Below are 12,701 nucleotides of genomic sequence, written 5' to 3' on the forward strand. Positions count from 1 at the left end.
AGAAGGGATGGCGGTGCCGACATGGCCTACGAAGATCCGCGTGCGCTTCCGCTCGTCCTGCTGGTGGAGGACGACCCCGAGGACGCGCTGATCGTACGGGAGCTCCTGGAGGACAGCGCCGTGGCGGTGCGCCTGGAGTGGGCGCGCTCCCTGGACGAGGCGCGGCGGGTGCTGGCCGGTCACCCGGTGCAGTGCGTGCTCCTGGACCTGGGCCTGCCCGACGCGAACGACCTGTCCGCGCTGACGGTGATGCGCGAGGCCAGCGATGACGCCGCCGTCGTGGTGCTGACCGGCCGGTCAGAAGAGCGGGCGGGGCTCGCCGCGGTGGCCGCGGGCGCGCAGGACTATCTGATCAAGGGCCAGGTCGAAGGCGAGTGGCTGGGCCGGGCGCTGCGCTACGCGATCCAGCGCAAGCAGGCCGAGCAGGCGGCGGTCGCGCTGCAGACCGAACGGGTGCGCGCCAAGGAGAACGCCCGCCTGGAGCGTGGCCTGCTGCCGACGCCGCTGCTGCAGCACATGCCGATCGACGTGGCGACCCGCTATCGGGCCAGCCGGGTCTCGGGCACGCTCGGCGGCGACTTCTTCGACGTCGTCGAGGCCGACGACAAGGTCGTGCACGCGGTGATCGGCGACGTCTGCGGCCACGGGCCGGACGAGGCGGCGCTGGGCGTGTGCCTGCGGATCGCCTGGCGGACGCTGGTGCTCAGCGGGCTGACCGGTGTGGCGCTGCTGCGCCGGCTCGAGCGCATCCTGCGGGCCGAACGGGGTGACTCCGAGGTCTTCACGACCGTGTCCACCCTCATGCTGGAGCCGGACCAGCGCACGGTGCGGGTGTGGCGGGCCGGCCATCCGGGGCTGCTGGTGCACTCCGGTGACGAGCTGTCCTGGGCCGAGGTGGGACACGGCCCCGCGCTGGGGCTGCCCATCGAGGCCGACTGGCACGAGGGCGTGATCGAGTTGCCCGAAGGCGGCGGGCTCACCCTTTTCACCGATGGGCTGTTCGAGCGCCGGTTGCCCGGCGCCGAGCCCCGGTGGCTGGGGGAGCGGGGCCTGCTGGACGTGGCCCGCCGGTGCGCGCACCTTGGTGGGGAGGAGTTCGTGGACGCGCTGATCGCCGGCGCCGAGGAGGCCACCGCCTCCAACGCCTCCGCCGACGACGTGGCCGTCGTCCATCTTCGCTGGAGAGAGGAACCATGACAGGGAGAGGCTGGCGGCGGCTGACGGTGCAGAACTGGTTCGTGGTGATGATCGCCGCCATCACGATCGTCGTCGGGATCTGCACCGTGGTGGGCGCGGTGATGCTGGAGCGCACCAACCGGCTCTCCGACCACCTGACCGACCGCCTCTCGCCCGCGCGCATCGAGGGCACAGAGCTCCAGACGGTCCTGGTCGACCAGGAGACGGGCGTGCGCGGTTACCTGCTCACCGACAACCGCCAGTTCCTGGAGCCCTACGCCAGCGGCGTCGTCGCGGAGCGGCGGCAGTACGAGCTGATCGAGGGACTGCTGCGCGACCGGCCGGACCTCGTCAAGGGCCTGCACGAGATCCGCGACGCGGCGGCGGCGTGGCGCAAGGAGTACGCCGAGCCCCTCATCGCCGACAAACAGGCGGGCAAGGAGATCAGCGCGGTGCGGGCGGAGAGCGGCAAGCCCGCCTTCGACCAGGTCCGCGCCCTGCTGGCGGCCCAGAACGACCGGCTGTCCAAGGCGCGGGACGACGCCCGGACCGAGCTGGCCGCGGTGCACAACCTGCGCAACTGGGCGTTCATCGCGATGCCGATCTTCTTCCTGATCTTCGGCGTCGCCATCGCCGTGCTGCTCCGCCGGGCCGTCGGCCGGCCTCTGGACGAGCTGCGCGTGGCCTCCCGGCACGTGGCCGCGGGCGACTTCAACCACCACATCCCCGCGCACGGCCCCGCCGACATCCGCGAGGTGGCCCTGGACGTGGAGGCGATGCGCACCAGGATCGTCGCGGCGCTGGAGTCCTCGCGCGAGCACGAGGCCATGCTGAGCAGCCAGGCCGCCGACCTCGACGCGCAGGCGGTCGAGCTGCGCCGCTCCAACGCCGAGCTCGAGCAGTTCGCCTACGTCGCCTCCCATGACCTGCAGGAACCCCTGCGCAAGATCGCCACCTTCTGCCAGCTCCTGGCCAAGCGCTACGGCGACGTGCTCGACGAGCGCGGCGCCCAGTACATCCACTTCGCCGTCGACGGCGCCACCCGGATGCAGGGGCTGATCAACGACCTGCTCAGCTACTCGCGGGTGGGCCGCCTCTACGACGCCCGCAGGCCCGTCAACCTGGAGCTCAAGCTCGACAAGGCGCTGCAGAACCTCGCGGCCACCTTGGAGGAGACCGGCGCGGTCGTCGAGCGGCCCGACGCACTGCCCCCGATCGTCGGCGACCCCACCCTGCTGTCCCTGCTCTGGCAGAACCTCATCGGCAACGCCATCAAGTTCCGCCACCCGGACCGTCCGCCGGTCATCCGGGTCGAGTGCGAGCAGGTGCAGGAGAAGGAGTGGCGCTTCTGCGTGATGGACAACGGCATCGGCGTCGAGCCCGAGTTCGCCGACAAGATCTTCGTCATCTTCCAGCGCCTGCACAGCCGTGAGGCCTACAGCGGCACGGGCATCGGGCTGGCCATGTGCAAGAAGATCGTGGAGAACCACGGCGGGCACATCTGGCTCGACACCTCCCACGGCGGCGACGGCGCCCGGATCTGCTTCACCCTCCGCACGGACACACCGTCGGCAGAGACCCGCATCGCGGCCGCGACCAGTAGTACGAGAGGATCCAGCTCATGACCATCGGCCAGCCCATCGAAGTGCTCCTCGTCGAGGACGACCCCGGCGACGAGCTCATCACGCGGGAGGCGTTCGAGGACAACAAGATCGGTAACACCCTCCACGTCGCCCACGACGGCCTGGAGGCGCTCGACTTCCTCTACCAGCGGGGCCAGCACGCCGACAAGCCGCGGCCCGATCTCATCCTGCTCGACCTCAACCTGCCCAAGTACGACGGCCGGCAGGTGCTGGAGAAGATCAAGGGCGATCCGGAGCTGCGGGCCATTCCCGTCGTGATTCTCACCACCTCCTCCGCCGAGGAGGACATTCTGCGCAGCTACAAGCTCTTCGCGAACGCGTACGTGACCAAGCCCGTCGATCTGGACCAGTTCATGTCGGTCATCCGGCAGATCGACGAGTTCTTCGTCACCGTCGTGCGCCTTCCCGGCCGTACCCACACCTGACGTACGGGCCCGGGGTCACACGCTCGCGGGCGCGTCTTCCTTGGCGGCGTCGTAGGCGGCCCGGCCGGCCAGGACGTCGGCCATGTGCGCGGCCGACCACTCCTTGAGCGCCCCCAGTACGGGGCGCAAAGTCTCGCCGAGCGGGGTGAGCCCGTATTCGACGCGGGGCGGCACGGTGGCGAACACGGTGCGATGGATCAGCCCGTCACGTTCGAGGCTGCGCAGCGTCTGCGTGAGCATCTTCTCGCTGACCCCGGTGAGCTTCCTGCGCAGCGCCGAGAACCGCTGAGGCTGAGTCTCCCCGAGGGCGCTGAGCACGAGCACGGTCCACTTGTCCCCGATGCGGTCGAGCAACTCCCGCGAGGGGCATTTGTGCGCGTACGGATCCCACGGCAGCTTGTCCACCTGGACACTTCCCATCAGGTATGTACCTTACTCGGTAGTGGCTACTTCCCTTCAGAGAGTACGCCCATCTACTGTTCGGTGCCAGGGGGCGAAACACGCCTCTCGTTCGAACGCTGAGGAGTACGCATGTCACTGGTCGTCACCGGAGCCACCGGCCGGCTCGGCCGTCTCGTCGTCGAGGCGCTGCTGGAGCGGGGAGTCGCCCCGTCGGAGATCATCGCCACCGGCCGGGACATCAAGAAGATCAACGATCTGGCCGACCGTGGCGTGACCGTACGGCAGGCCGATTTCGATGAGCCCGACAGGCTCGCCGCCGCCTTCGCCGGCGGGGACAAGCTGCTGCTCGTCTCCACCAACGCCGTCGGACAGCGCTTCGCCGGCCATCGCGCGGCGATCGACGCCGCCCGCGCGGCGGGCGTCTCCCTGGTGGCCTACACCAGCATCACCCGCGCCGACACCTCCGGGGTCAAGCTCGCCGTCGAGCACCGCGAGACCGAGCAGTACCTGCGCGACAGCGGCATCCCGTTCACCTTCCTGCGCAACAGCTGGTACCTGGAGAACTACACCTCCGGCCTGGCCGGCTACCTGGAGCAGGGCGGCGTCGCGGGCAGCGCCGATGACGGCCGGGTGAGCGCCGCGTCGCTGGCCGACTACGCCGAGGCGGCCGCCGCCGTGCTGGCCACCGAGGGTCACGCCGGCGCGGTGTACGAGCTCGGCGGCGACGAGGCGTTCACCCTCGCCGAGCTGGCCGCCCAGATCGGCGTCGCCTCGGGCCGTGAGATCACCTACACCGACATGCCGGCCCAGCGGTTCGCGGAGCTGCTCACTTCCGTGGGCCTGCCGAAGGGCTACGCCGAGGTCCTGGCCGACGCCGACCAGGGGCTCGGCCGGGGCGAGCTGTTCACCGACTCGGGCGACCTGGGCCGTCTCATCGGCCGCCCCACCACCACACTGTCCGAAGCGATCGCGGCCGCCCTGCGCCAGAGCTGACGCCCCGCGGTCACAGCGCGTCGTCCAGTGCTCGGCCAGGTCGTCGTCGAGCTTGAGTGCGGGCCGTGTGCGCGCCGGAGGCTTCGGTGGCCTTCACTGCAGCCGAACGGCTATCGATTCGGCGGAGAGCGTGACCTCGACGGTGATGTGCGGATTGTCCAGCTGCGGGAGCTGAAGCCCACGCTTGAACTCCTCGGCATCGTCCGGCATCACCTTCGGCTGAACTGTGACCTTGACTTGGCCGGTCTCGTCATCTGGGTGCGCCATCATCGTGGCCACCTCAGGATGGGATCGGAGCCAGGAGAGGACCGTGTCCTGGGCCCGCCGAAGCTCCGAGGTCGAGAATCCCTTGCCGCCGATCAGGGTGACCTCCATGGGGAGGGTCCTGGCCAGCTCGATCGCGCGAGCCGGGATGGGGCCCCTGAAACCGACGCGCAGCCCCCGCTGGTCGTCGACGTATCTGACGCCGGAGATCTCGTCAGGGAACTCCGCATTGAGTTTGTCGATCACCCGGCCGTTGGACGACTGTGAGCCGAAGCGGTCGATGGCCTCCTCGTAGGAGATGCCCTCCGATTTGGCGATGGTCCCGAGGTCGACCAGCTCGGCGTAGGGAATGCCGTCGATCACCACGTCCGGGTCGGTCACCGCAGGGTCGTAACCCTCGAAGTCCGTCGGTTTGGGCGACGAGGTAGCGGCCACCCGGGTCGCGTACCGCTTGACGACCTCCTCCAGGGGTCGGCCCGACGACGCCGCCTCTCGCTTGAGCCGCTCCAGGGTGGGCCGATGCGCTTGGGGCTGATCGGCCCGCGGCAACACGATCGTCTCGGTCCCGGCCACAGGGGGTACCGGACCAGCACCAGACTGACCGCAGGCGCACAACGACGCGAGCAGCGCGATGACGGTCAAACGCGATCTCTTCATACCAAAGGGGTACCCCAACGTGCGTCGCCGGCGCGGCAGGCCGCGACTTTCCCGGCGCCTGGGCCGCGGCGTCAAGGCGCTGTGGCCCCGTGCCGGGTTTGCGGTGGCTCATCGCAACCATTAGATTGCCATCATGATGGCAACTCAAGGGTTGCGAAGGAGTGTGGGTGTGGTTTCGGACAGGATCGAACGTGAGACGGTGCTGCGGCACCCCGTCGAGCGGGTGTGGGCCGCGCTGACCACCGCCGAAGGGTTGTCGCAATGGTTCGGCTCGGTAGCTGAGATCGATCTGCGGCCCGGCGGCCGAGCGTACTTCCGCTGGGAGGACCTCGACGAAGAATCCGTCGCCACGATCACGATCGTCGATCCACCACACTGTCTGGCGTTCAGATGGCCAATCGAGGGCTGGCCGGAGGACGACCCACCCCGAACGCTGGTGACCTTCACCCTGGAACCCGTAGCGGATGGGACCCGGCTGCGTCTGGTGGAGAGTGGGTTCACCCAAGCCGCCGACCACCTTGCCCGGTCCGCCCACCAGGCCAACAGCCAGGGATGGGCCGCAGAACTCGGCGACCTGGAGACCTACCTCGATGCGGCCGCCTGATTCACAGGAGCAGGCCGTCGCGGTGTTCGCGGCGCTCACCGATCCGACCCGGCGTGCGCTGCTGGACGAGCTCGCCCGCGCCGGACCCGCAACGGTCACTGATCTGGCGCGGCGCCTGCCGATCAGCCGACAGGCAGTGGCCAAGCACCTCGATCAGCTCGCTGAAGCGGGCCTGATCAGCTCCGGTCAACCGGTCGGCCGCCGCCACCCCTACCGGTTGGAACCAGCTCCCATCCGCGCGGCCCAGGTTTGGCTGGCCACGCTCGCCAACAGGTGGGATGACCGGCTGACCGCGCTGGAACGCGCACTGGACGCCACCGCCATCCGACACCCGGCCAAGGAGCCACCTAGCAATGAACCGACCTGAGTTCACCGCCGGCCTGAACATCGCCATGAAGATCCCCAAGGCGCAGTACGAGGCCACCGTGGCCTTCTACCGCGACACCTTGGGCTTCGCCGTCGAAGAGGAGGACGTTTCCTACGCCCCGACCGTCTCAAGAACTCATTCGGTGCAGTTCGGTCCTAACACGCTGTGGCTGGACTGCGTCGACAACTACAGCCAGCCCGACCTGTGGTTGCAGCTCCATACCGATGACCTGGACGCGGCGGCGGCCACACTGGCCGGCACCGGCATCCACCCGTGCGACGAGGTGGAACCACTGCACAACCTTGAATCCAGAACCCACTGGATCAAGAACCCGGCCGGAGTGGTTCACCTGCTCGCAGAATCCGGCTGAGCTGCCCAGCCGATCACGCCAGCCACAAAGAACAGGGCAATATGATCCGCCGCTACATCATCTGGCGGAACCGCCACGCCGGCGACCGGCGCCTACGCGCCGTCGTCGACATGGCAAACGTTGCCTGACGTGGCACTAAGGACCAGATGCTGCGGGTATGTCACCCCAACTGGTTCCTCATGAGGGAGGAGACAGGGCCGGCCGAGGTCGGCGACGTACGGGGTTGGGTGGCCGCCACCCACCAGGCCATCGCGACACTGAAGGCGGCCCTGGGCAGCTGACCACACCGCTGCGAGCCGCGCGGCCGTCCTGACAACCGAGAACCACCGAAGGAGACGAGATGCGGATCGTGGTCATCGGGGGCAGCGGGCTCATCGGCACGAAGGTGGTGGACGAGCTTCGCGGGCAAGGACACGAGGTGGTGCCGGCCTCGCCCCGCTCGGGGGTGAACACCCTCACCGGGGAGGGATTGGCCGACGCGCTCGCGAACGCCCAGGTGGTCGTCGACGTGTCGAACTCGCCGTCGTTCGAGGACACGGCGGTGCTGGAGTTCTTCACCACCTCGACCCGCAACCTCCTCGCGGCGGAGGCGGAGGCGGGCGTGCGGCACCATGTCGCGCTCTCCATCGTGGGCATCGAGCGCTCGCCCGAGAACGGCTACTTCCGCGCGAAGGTAGCGCAGGAGAAGCTGATCAAGGAATCCTCGATCCCTTACTCGATCGTCCGCGCGACGCAGTTCTTCGAATTCATCAAGAGCATCGCCGACGGCGCCACCGAGGGGGACACGGTCCAGGTGCCGGCCGCGCCGTTCCAGCCCATCGCCGCCGAGGACGTCGCCCACGCGGTGTCCGAGGTCGCCGCCGGGCCGCCGCTCAACGGCACTGTGGAGGTGGCCGGCCCGCGCCGGATGCCCTTCGACGAATGCGTACGGACGGCCCTGCGCGCATGGCGGGATCCACGCGAGGTGATCGGCGACCCCGAGGCGACCTACTTCGGCGGGAAACTGGCGGAGCACACCATCGTCCCCATGGGAGACGACGCCCGCCTGGGTGCGCTCCGCCTGGAGGATTGGCTGAGTCGCTGACGACGGCACCCGCCGAGGTGCTGAAGGGGTCATGGGCGGTTGAGGGCTCAGGCGGTGTCCCAGAGGAAGTCGCAGATCGCCGGGACGAGGTGCTCGTGGACGTCCTCCAGCACGTAGTGGCCCGCGCGGCGGTAGACGTGGGTACGGGCCCGCGGCAGGCGGCGGCGCCACTCGGCGAGCATGGCCCGGTCGAAGACCGGATCGCGCAGCCCCCACCCGATGAGCACCGGCCGATCGGCGAACAGGTCCAGCGCCCGGCCCGTGTCCCGCAGGATCGGCCAGGCCGGGTCCTGCGGGGTCAGCGGGATGTCGTGCACGAAGAGCTGGATGGCGAGCCGGTGCTCGGGCCGGGCGTACGGGGCCAGGAACGCCGCGCGCACGGCGGCGGGCATGCGGCGGCGCACGCCGAGCGGCCGCCAGGTGGCCCCGCGGGCGAAGGCGTTGTGCCGCAGGAACAGCCGGGCCCCTAGCGGGGTGCGGCGCAGCAGCCAGAGCGGCAGTCGCAGTTCGGGACGGACGCGCTCGCCGTGCGGGTTCGGGAAGGCGGCGGTGTTGAGAACGACCAGGCGGGCGACGCGGTCGGGGTGACGGCCGGCCCACGCCATGCCGATCGGCCCGCCCCAGTCGTGCATGACCAGCGTCCAGCCGTGGTCGGGGACGCCTCGGTCCTCGATGAGGTGGGTGGTCAGGGCGTCGAGGTCGTCGACCCGCGAGGCGAGGGTGTGCCGGTAGCGGTCGGCGGCGGGCTTGTCCGACAGGCCCATGCCGATGTGGTCCGGGGCGAGGCACCGGTAGCGGTCCCGCAGCGCCAGGATCGGCCGCCGCCACAGATAACTCCACGAGGGGTTGCCGTGCAGGAACAGCACCGGCGCGCCCGTCCCCTCGTCCAGGTAGTGCTGGCGCAGGCCGGTGGGGTGGTCGTACCAGTGAGAGGTGAAGGGATAGCCGGGGAACGGGGTCACCGGGCGGCCTCCGAGAGGTGGGCGGTGAGGCGGGCCAGGCCCTCGGCCATGCTGACGCGCGGCCGGTAGCCCAGGTCGCGGCGGGCTGCGGAGATGTCGAACCAGTGCGCGGTGGACGCCTGCTCCACCAGGAACCTGGTCAGCGGCGGCTCGCCGCGCAGCCCCATGGCCTGGGCCAGGCCGTAGCCGCGCTCCAGGAGCCCGGCCGCCAGCCGCGCCGGGCGGACCGGCAGCCGGCGGCGCACCGGCGGCAGCCCGGCCGCGTTCAGCAACGCGTTGACCCAGACGCCGAACCCGCACGGCTCCCCCTGGGTGATGAAGTACGCCCGGCCGCACAGCGGCGAGCCCGCGTGCAGCCGGTCCAGGGCCAGCACGTGGGCCTCGGCGGCGTTGTCGACGTAGACGGTGTCGATGGTCTTGTCGACGCCGCCCAGCAGCCACAGCCGGTGCCGGTTGGCCGCGAACCTCGGCAGGAAGTGCGGGTCGCCGGGGCCCCAGACGAGATGCGGGCGCAGCGCGACGGCGGGCACGGCGGCGGCCAGGACCTGCCTTTCGGCCAGGGCCTTGGTGCGTGGGTAGGCCGCCGGGAAGTGCCGGGGGTAGGGGATGGATTCGTCCACTCCCTCCAGATCTTCCCCGGCGTGCACCACGCTGGGGGAGGAGGTGTGGACCAGCCGTGCGCCGGTGCGCGCGCAGGCGTCCAGCACGTTGCGGGTGCCGTACACGTTGATCTCCTGGAATTCGCGGTCCGGGCCGTGCGAGCCGGCCTTGGCGGCGCAGTGCACGACGGCCTCGCAGCCGCTGACCGCGTCCCGCACCGCCGTTCGGTCCCGGATGTCGGCCAGATGCTGGACGATGCCGAGCGCGCCCAACTCGGGGTGGTAATGGCGGTGCAGGGTGTGCACGGTGTCGCCGCGGGCGGCCAGGAGGCGGCACACGGCCAGGCCGAGGAAGCCGCCGCCGCCCGTCACCAGGACCTTCATCGCCACCCCCCGCGCAACCGCCGGGCGGCCCAGGCGGCGAGCACGCCTCGGCGGATCTTGCTGTTGTGCCGGGCGTCCACCGGGAAGCCGCGGTGGAACAGCACGGCCCGCAGGTCCGTACCGGCCGCTTCGAGGACGGCGGCGCGCACGCGGGCGCGCCGGGCGCCCGGCTCCCGCTCCACCACCAGCACGGGACGCTGAGCGCCGACCGGGCCGACGCCCACCAGCGCGGTACGGCGCACCCCCGGCAGCCCGGCCAGCAGGGACTCGACGTGGTCGGTGCACAGGTCGCCGTCGCGGGTACGGACCCGTTCGGACTTACGGCCGGCGAACCAGAGCCGCCCCTGCTCGTCCAGGTGGCCGAGATCGCCCATGCGGTGCCAGACCCGGTCCCCGTCGTGGATCCGGGCCAGCGCGGTGGCCTCGGGATCGTCGAGGTAGGGGTCGCTGACGGCGGGGGAGGCGACGACGATCTCCCCGACCACGCCGGGCGGCACGGGCAGGTCGTCGCTCCACCGCCCGATCGGGCCGTCGGTGACGCCGATGACGCGGACCTCGGCGCCCGGCACCGGCAGGCCCAGGCAGGTGCCCGTCCCCGGGGACGCCGTGTGCCCGGCGGCCAGGCCGCGGCCCTCGATGGCGGCGACCGGCAGGCACTCGGTGGCGCCGTACACCGACAGCACCCGCGCGCCGGCGGGCAGGCAGGCGCGCACCCGTTGAAGTGTCGGCAGCGGCAACGGCGCGCCCGCGACCAGCACGCTCTCCACCGTGCCGAGCACCACGCCCCGCGCGACGCAGTGCCGGGCCAGCCGGTCCAGCAGGGCGGGGGCGGCGAACACGCTCGTCACGCCGTACCGCTGGACGTCGGCGACCAGGGCCGCCGGGCTGGCCCGGATCGGGCGCCTCGGGTCCAGGTCCGGGAGCACGGCGGTCGCGCCGAGCGCCGCCGCGCCCAGGGCGAACGGGATGAACGTGGACAGCACGGGCGTGCCTGGCCGGACGGCCTCAAGCCCGCTGAGCAGGTCGAGCTGCGCGGTCAGCTGCCGGTGCCGCAGCGGCACCCCTTTGGGCGGCCCGGTGGAGCCGGACGTGTAGGCGATCAACGCCAGATCGTCCGGCGCGGGCCTCCGCCCCCGCACCACCTCACCGGACAGCGCCGAGCCGGCAGAGTGCGGCGCCGAACCGGCCGACGGCGGCGCGGAAGAGGCTGACGGCGGCGGGTTCGCTGCGGTGGTTTCCTGGGGGTGGCTGGGTTGTCGGTTCGCCGCGGACCGTAAGGAGGCGAGGGTCCGGCCCGGCCACAGGCGGCGCGGGCCGACCGTGATCGTGACGCGGCTGCTGCGCCGGCCCCAGCCCAGGGCCAGCCGGGCCAGCTGGGCGCGCGGGACGCCGATGAAGACCTCGGGGGCGGCCCGGTCCAGGCAGCGCCGGACGGCGGCGTACGGCAGGCCCGGATCGACCATCACCGGCACCGCGCCCAGCCGCAGCAGCGACAGCGCCAGCACCCCGAGCTCCACGCCCGGGAACACCAGCACCACGGTCCGCGTGCCGTGCCGTACCCCGGCATGGGCCAGGGCGGCCGTGGTCTCCCGCACCGCGCGGGCCGTCTCCGCGTAGCTGACGGCCTCGGGGCGCCGGCCGCCGACCTGGCAGGCGACGGCGCCGGGCCGGTCGAGGACCCAGCGTTCGGCCCGGGTGAGGAGCTCGCTGACCGGCGGGACGGTGTCGGGCGGCACCGGCGTCACCACCGCACCACGACGATGCCGGCGCTGAACCCGCTGGCCAGGCCCACCAGCGCGACCAGGTCACCACGCCGCACCCGCCCGGCCGCGACCGCCTCGGCTAGCTGGACGGGCAGCGTGGCCGCGACGAGGTTGCCGTGCCGGGCGATGGTGACGACGACCTTGCCCTGCGGGATCCCGACGTGGTCGCAGAACTTCCACAGCGCGGGCAGCGACGCCTGGTGCACGCAGATGGCCGCGAAATCGTCCCAGGTCAGGCCGAGCTCGCCGAGCGGCTTGAGGAAGACGCCGTGGTCGGTCCCCTCGATGCCGCGCGCCAGCTTGAACCCGTCCACGGTGAGCGGCCGGAGGGCCGGCCAGTCCGCCGCCGGATCGCTGGTCATGTTCAGCAGCGGCACCACCGCCGCGTCCCAGCCGGGGGAGTGGGCGGCGAACCGGTGACCGAGCACCCCCGGCGTCGACGCGGCCTCCAGCAGCAGCGCGGCCCCGGCGTCGGACACCGTGTACGCCGCGCCGACGGTGAAGAACTCCTCCGCGCTGGGGAGCGTCCACGGCATGAAGGCGGAGGGCAGTTCGCCGCAGCAGATCAGGATCCGCCGGTAGCGGCCCGCGGCGATGAACGCGTCGGCCACCTCGATCGCGTTCAGCACACTGTTGCAGGCGTTGCGCACGTCGAACACCGGGCAGCTCGCGCCGAGCTTCGCCGCCACGATGTGGGCGGTGGCGGGCTCGATGAGGTCGACCGACACCCCGGCGAACACGATCAGGTCGAGGTCGTGCGCGCGCAGGTCGTGCTCGGCCAGCAGCCGGCGGGCGGCGTGGACGGCCAGGTCCGAGGGCTTCTCGTGCGGCGCGGCGAGGTGCCTGCGGCGCACCCCGCTGCCGTTGTGGATGACGCCCCTGGGCAGCTCCAGGCCGGGGTTGCGCGCGGCGAGCCGGTCCTCCAGCTCCGCCGTGGTCATCGTCGTCTCGGGCAGATGGGCGGCCACCCCGGCCAGCCGGGTATGGATCGTGCTCATGGCGATCTCC

General features: G+C 71.4%; 14 protein-coding genes. 8 read left to right on the forward strand and 6 right to left on the reverse strand.

The annotated features are described in order from the left end of the window. Nucleotides 1–21: 21 nt before the first annotated feature. From OHA68_RS36490 to OHA68_RS36500, 3 genes are read left to right on the forward strand one after another with little or no spacing between them, the layout of a single operon-like run. The gene (locus tag OHA68_RS36490) at nt 22–1,197 is read left to right on the forward strand and encodes a PP2C family protein-serine/threonine phosphatase (RefSeq protein ID WP_327104309.1); all 1,176 of its coding nucleotides are present in this window, start codon (nt 22–24) and stop codon (nt 1,195–1,197) included. Further along, nucleotides 1,194–2,801: a sensor histidine kinase gene (locus tag OHA68_RS36495; RefSeq protein ID WP_327104310.1), complete on the forward strand. Its 1,608-nt coding sequence runs from the start codon at nt 1,194–1,196 to the stop codon at nt 2,799–2,801. The genes OHA68_RS36490 and OHA68_RS36495 overlap by 4 nt, the downstream gene beginning before the upstream one ends. After that, a complete protein-coding gene (locus OHA68_RS36500; RefSeq protein ID WP_189144645.1) occupies nt 2,798–3,244 on the forward strand; it encodes a response regulator in 447 nt (148 codons plus the stop codon). Before OHA68_RS36495 ends, OHA68_RS36500 begins: the two co-directional genes overlap by 4 nt. Before the next feature lie 15 nt (nt 3,245–3,259). Here the strand turns inward: OHA68_RS36500 and OHA68_RS36505 are convergent, their stop codons facing one another. Beyond that, nucleotides 3,260–3,664 carry a winged helix-turn-helix transcriptional regulator gene (locus OHA68_RS36505; RefSeq protein WP_327104311.1) on the reverse strand — a complete coding sequence of 135 codons (405 nt, stop codon included), beginning with the start codon at nt 3,662–3,664 and terminating at the stop codon, nt 3,260–3,262. Nucleotides 3,665–3,775: 111 nt separating this feature from the next. On the opposite strand from OHA68_RS36505, the gene OHA68_RS36510 reads away from it, so the two are divergent. After that, a complete protein-coding gene (locus OHA68_RS36510) occupies nt 3,776–4,639 on the forward strand; it encodes an NmrA family NAD(P)-binding protein (protein WP_327104312.1) in 864 nt (287 codons plus the stop codon). A gap of 93 nt (nt 4,640–4,732) precedes the next feature. Here OHA68_RS36510 and OHA68_RS36515 read toward each other — a convergent pair whose 3' ends face one another. Further along, a complete protein-coding gene (locus tag OHA68_RS36515; protein ID WP_327104313.1) occupies nt 4,733–5,476 on the reverse strand; it encodes a hypothetical protein in 744 nt (247 codons plus the stop codon). A gap of 217 nt (nt 5,477–5,693) precedes the next feature. Between OHA68_RS36515 and OHA68_RS36520 the strand changes: the two genes are divergently transcribed. The 4 genes from OHA68_RS36520 to OHA68_RS36535 all read left to right on the forward strand — a co-directional run bounded on the left by OHA68_RS36520 (nt 5,694) and on the right by OHA68_RS36535 (nt 7,985). Next, the gene (locus OHA68_RS36520; protein ID WP_327104314.1) at nt 5,694–6,164 is read left to right on the forward strand and encodes an SRPBCC domain-containing protein; all 471 of its coding nucleotides are present in this window, start codon (nt 5,694–5,696) and stop codon (nt 6,162–6,164) included. Beyond that, on the forward strand, nt 6,151–6,531 hold the full coding sequence (locus OHA68_RS36525) for an ArsR/SmtB family transcription factor (RefSeq protein WP_327104315.1): 381 nt from the start codon (nt 6,151–6,153) through the stop codon (nt 6,529–6,531). Before OHA68_RS36520 ends, OHA68_RS36525 begins: the two co-directional genes overlap by 14 nt. Beyond that, on the forward strand, nt 6,518–6,901 hold the full coding sequence (locus OHA68_RS36530; protein WP_327104316.1) for a VOC family protein: 384 nt from the start codon (nt 6,518–6,520) through the stop codon (nt 6,899–6,901). The genes OHA68_RS36525 and OHA68_RS36530 overlap by 14 nt, the downstream gene beginning before the upstream one ends. A 340-nt stretch (nt 6,902–7,241) precedes the next feature. Beyond that, nucleotides 7,242–7,985: an SDR family oxidoreductase gene (locus OHA68_RS36535; RefSeq protein ID WP_327104317.1), complete on the forward strand. Its 744-nt coding sequence runs from the start codon at nt 7,242–7,244 to the stop codon at nt 7,983–7,985. A gap of 47 nt (nt 7,986–8,032) precedes the next feature. Here OHA68_RS36535 and OHA68_RS36540 read toward each other — a convergent pair whose 3' ends face one another. The 4 genes from OHA68_RS36540 to OHA68_RS36555 are packed head-to-tail and all read right to left on the reverse strand — an operon-like array spanning nt 8,033 to nt 12,691. Further along, complete coding sequence (locus OHA68_RS36540; RefSeq protein WP_327104318.1) at nt 8,033–8,947, reverse strand: alpha/beta fold hydrolase; 915 nt, start codon at nt 8,945–8,947, stop codon at nt 8,033–8,035. Further along, a complete protein-coding gene (locus OHA68_RS36545) occupies nt 8,944–9,930 on the reverse strand; it encodes an NAD-dependent epimerase/dehydratase family protein (protein ID WP_327104319.1) in 987 nt (328 codons plus the stop codon). The genes OHA68_RS36540 and OHA68_RS36545 overlap by 4 nt, the downstream gene beginning before the upstream one ends. Next, complete coding sequence (locus OHA68_RS36550; protein ID WP_327104320.1) at nt 9,927–11,675, reverse strand: fatty acid CoA ligase family protein; 1,749 nt, start codon at nt 11,673–11,675, stop codon at nt 9,927–9,929. Before OHA68_RS36550 ends, OHA68_RS36545 begins: the two co-directional genes overlap by 4 nt. Continuing rightward, complete coding sequence (locus OHA68_RS36555; RefSeq protein ID WP_327104321.1) at nt 11,672–12,691, reverse strand: 3-oxoacyl-ACP synthase III family protein; 1,020 nt, start codon at nt 12,689–12,691, stop codon at nt 11,672–11,674. The genes OHA68_RS36550 and OHA68_RS36555 overlap by 4 nt, the downstream gene beginning before the upstream one ends. Nucleotides 12,692–12,701: the final 10 nt, after the last annotated feature.

The sequence above is a fragment of the Nonomuraea glycinis genome (assembly GCF_035920485.1).
GTDB lineage: Bacteria > Actinomycetota > Actinomycetes > Streptosporangiales > Streptosporangiaceae > Nonomuraea > Nonomuraea glycinis.

What these genes read in the sequence shown, in the direction of transcription:
- OHA68_RS36535 (WP_327104317.1), top strand. Translation starts at nt 7,242, where the DNA reads ATGCGGATCGTGGTCATCGGGGGCAGCGGGCTCATCGGCACGAAGGTG.
- OHA68_RS36520 (WP_327104314.1), top strand. Translation starts at nt 5,694, where the DNA reads ATGATGGCAACTCAAGGGTTGCGAAGGAGTGTGGGTGTGGTTTCGGAC.
- OHA68_RS36510 (WP_327104312.1), top strand. Translation starts at nt 3,776, where the DNA reads ATGTCACTGGTCGTCACCGGAGCCACCGGCCGGCTCGGCCGTCTCGTC.
- OHA68_RS36500 (WP_189144645.1), top strand. Translation starts at nt 2,798, where the DNA reads ATGACCATCGGCCAGCCCATCGAAGTGCTCCTCGTCGAGGACGACCCC.
- OHA68_RS36530 (WP_327104316.1), top strand. Translation starts at nt 6,518, where the DNA reads ATGAACCGACCTGAGTTCACCGCCGGCCTGAACATCGCCATGAAGATC.
- OHA68_RS36545 (WP_327104319.1), bottom strand. Translation starts at nt 9,930, where the DNA reads ATGAAGGTCCTGGTGACGGGCGGCGGCGGCTTCCTCGGCCTGGCCGTG.
- OHA68_RS36495 (WP_327104310.1), top strand. Translation starts at nt 1,194, where the DNA reads ATGACAGGGAGAGGCTGGCGGCGGCTGACGGTGCAGAACTGGTTCGTG.
- OHA68_RS36490 (WP_327104309.1), top strand. Translation starts at nt 22, where the DNA reads ATGGCCTACGAAGATCCGCGTGCGCTTCCGCTCGTCCTGCTGGTGGAG.
- OHA68_RS36525 (WP_327104315.1), top strand. Translation starts at nt 6,151, where the DNA reads ATGCGGCCGCCTGATTCACAGGAGCAGGCCGTCGCGGTGTTCGCGGCG.
- OHA68_RS36555 (WP_327104321.1), bottom strand. Translation starts at nt 12,691, where the DNA reads ATGAGCACGATCCATACCCGGCTGGCCGGGGTGGCCGCCCATCTGCCC.
- OHA68_RS36505 (WP_327104311.1), bottom strand. Translation starts at nt 3,664, where the DNA reads ATGGGAAGTGTCCAGGTGGACAAGCTGCCGTGGGATCCGTACGCGCAC.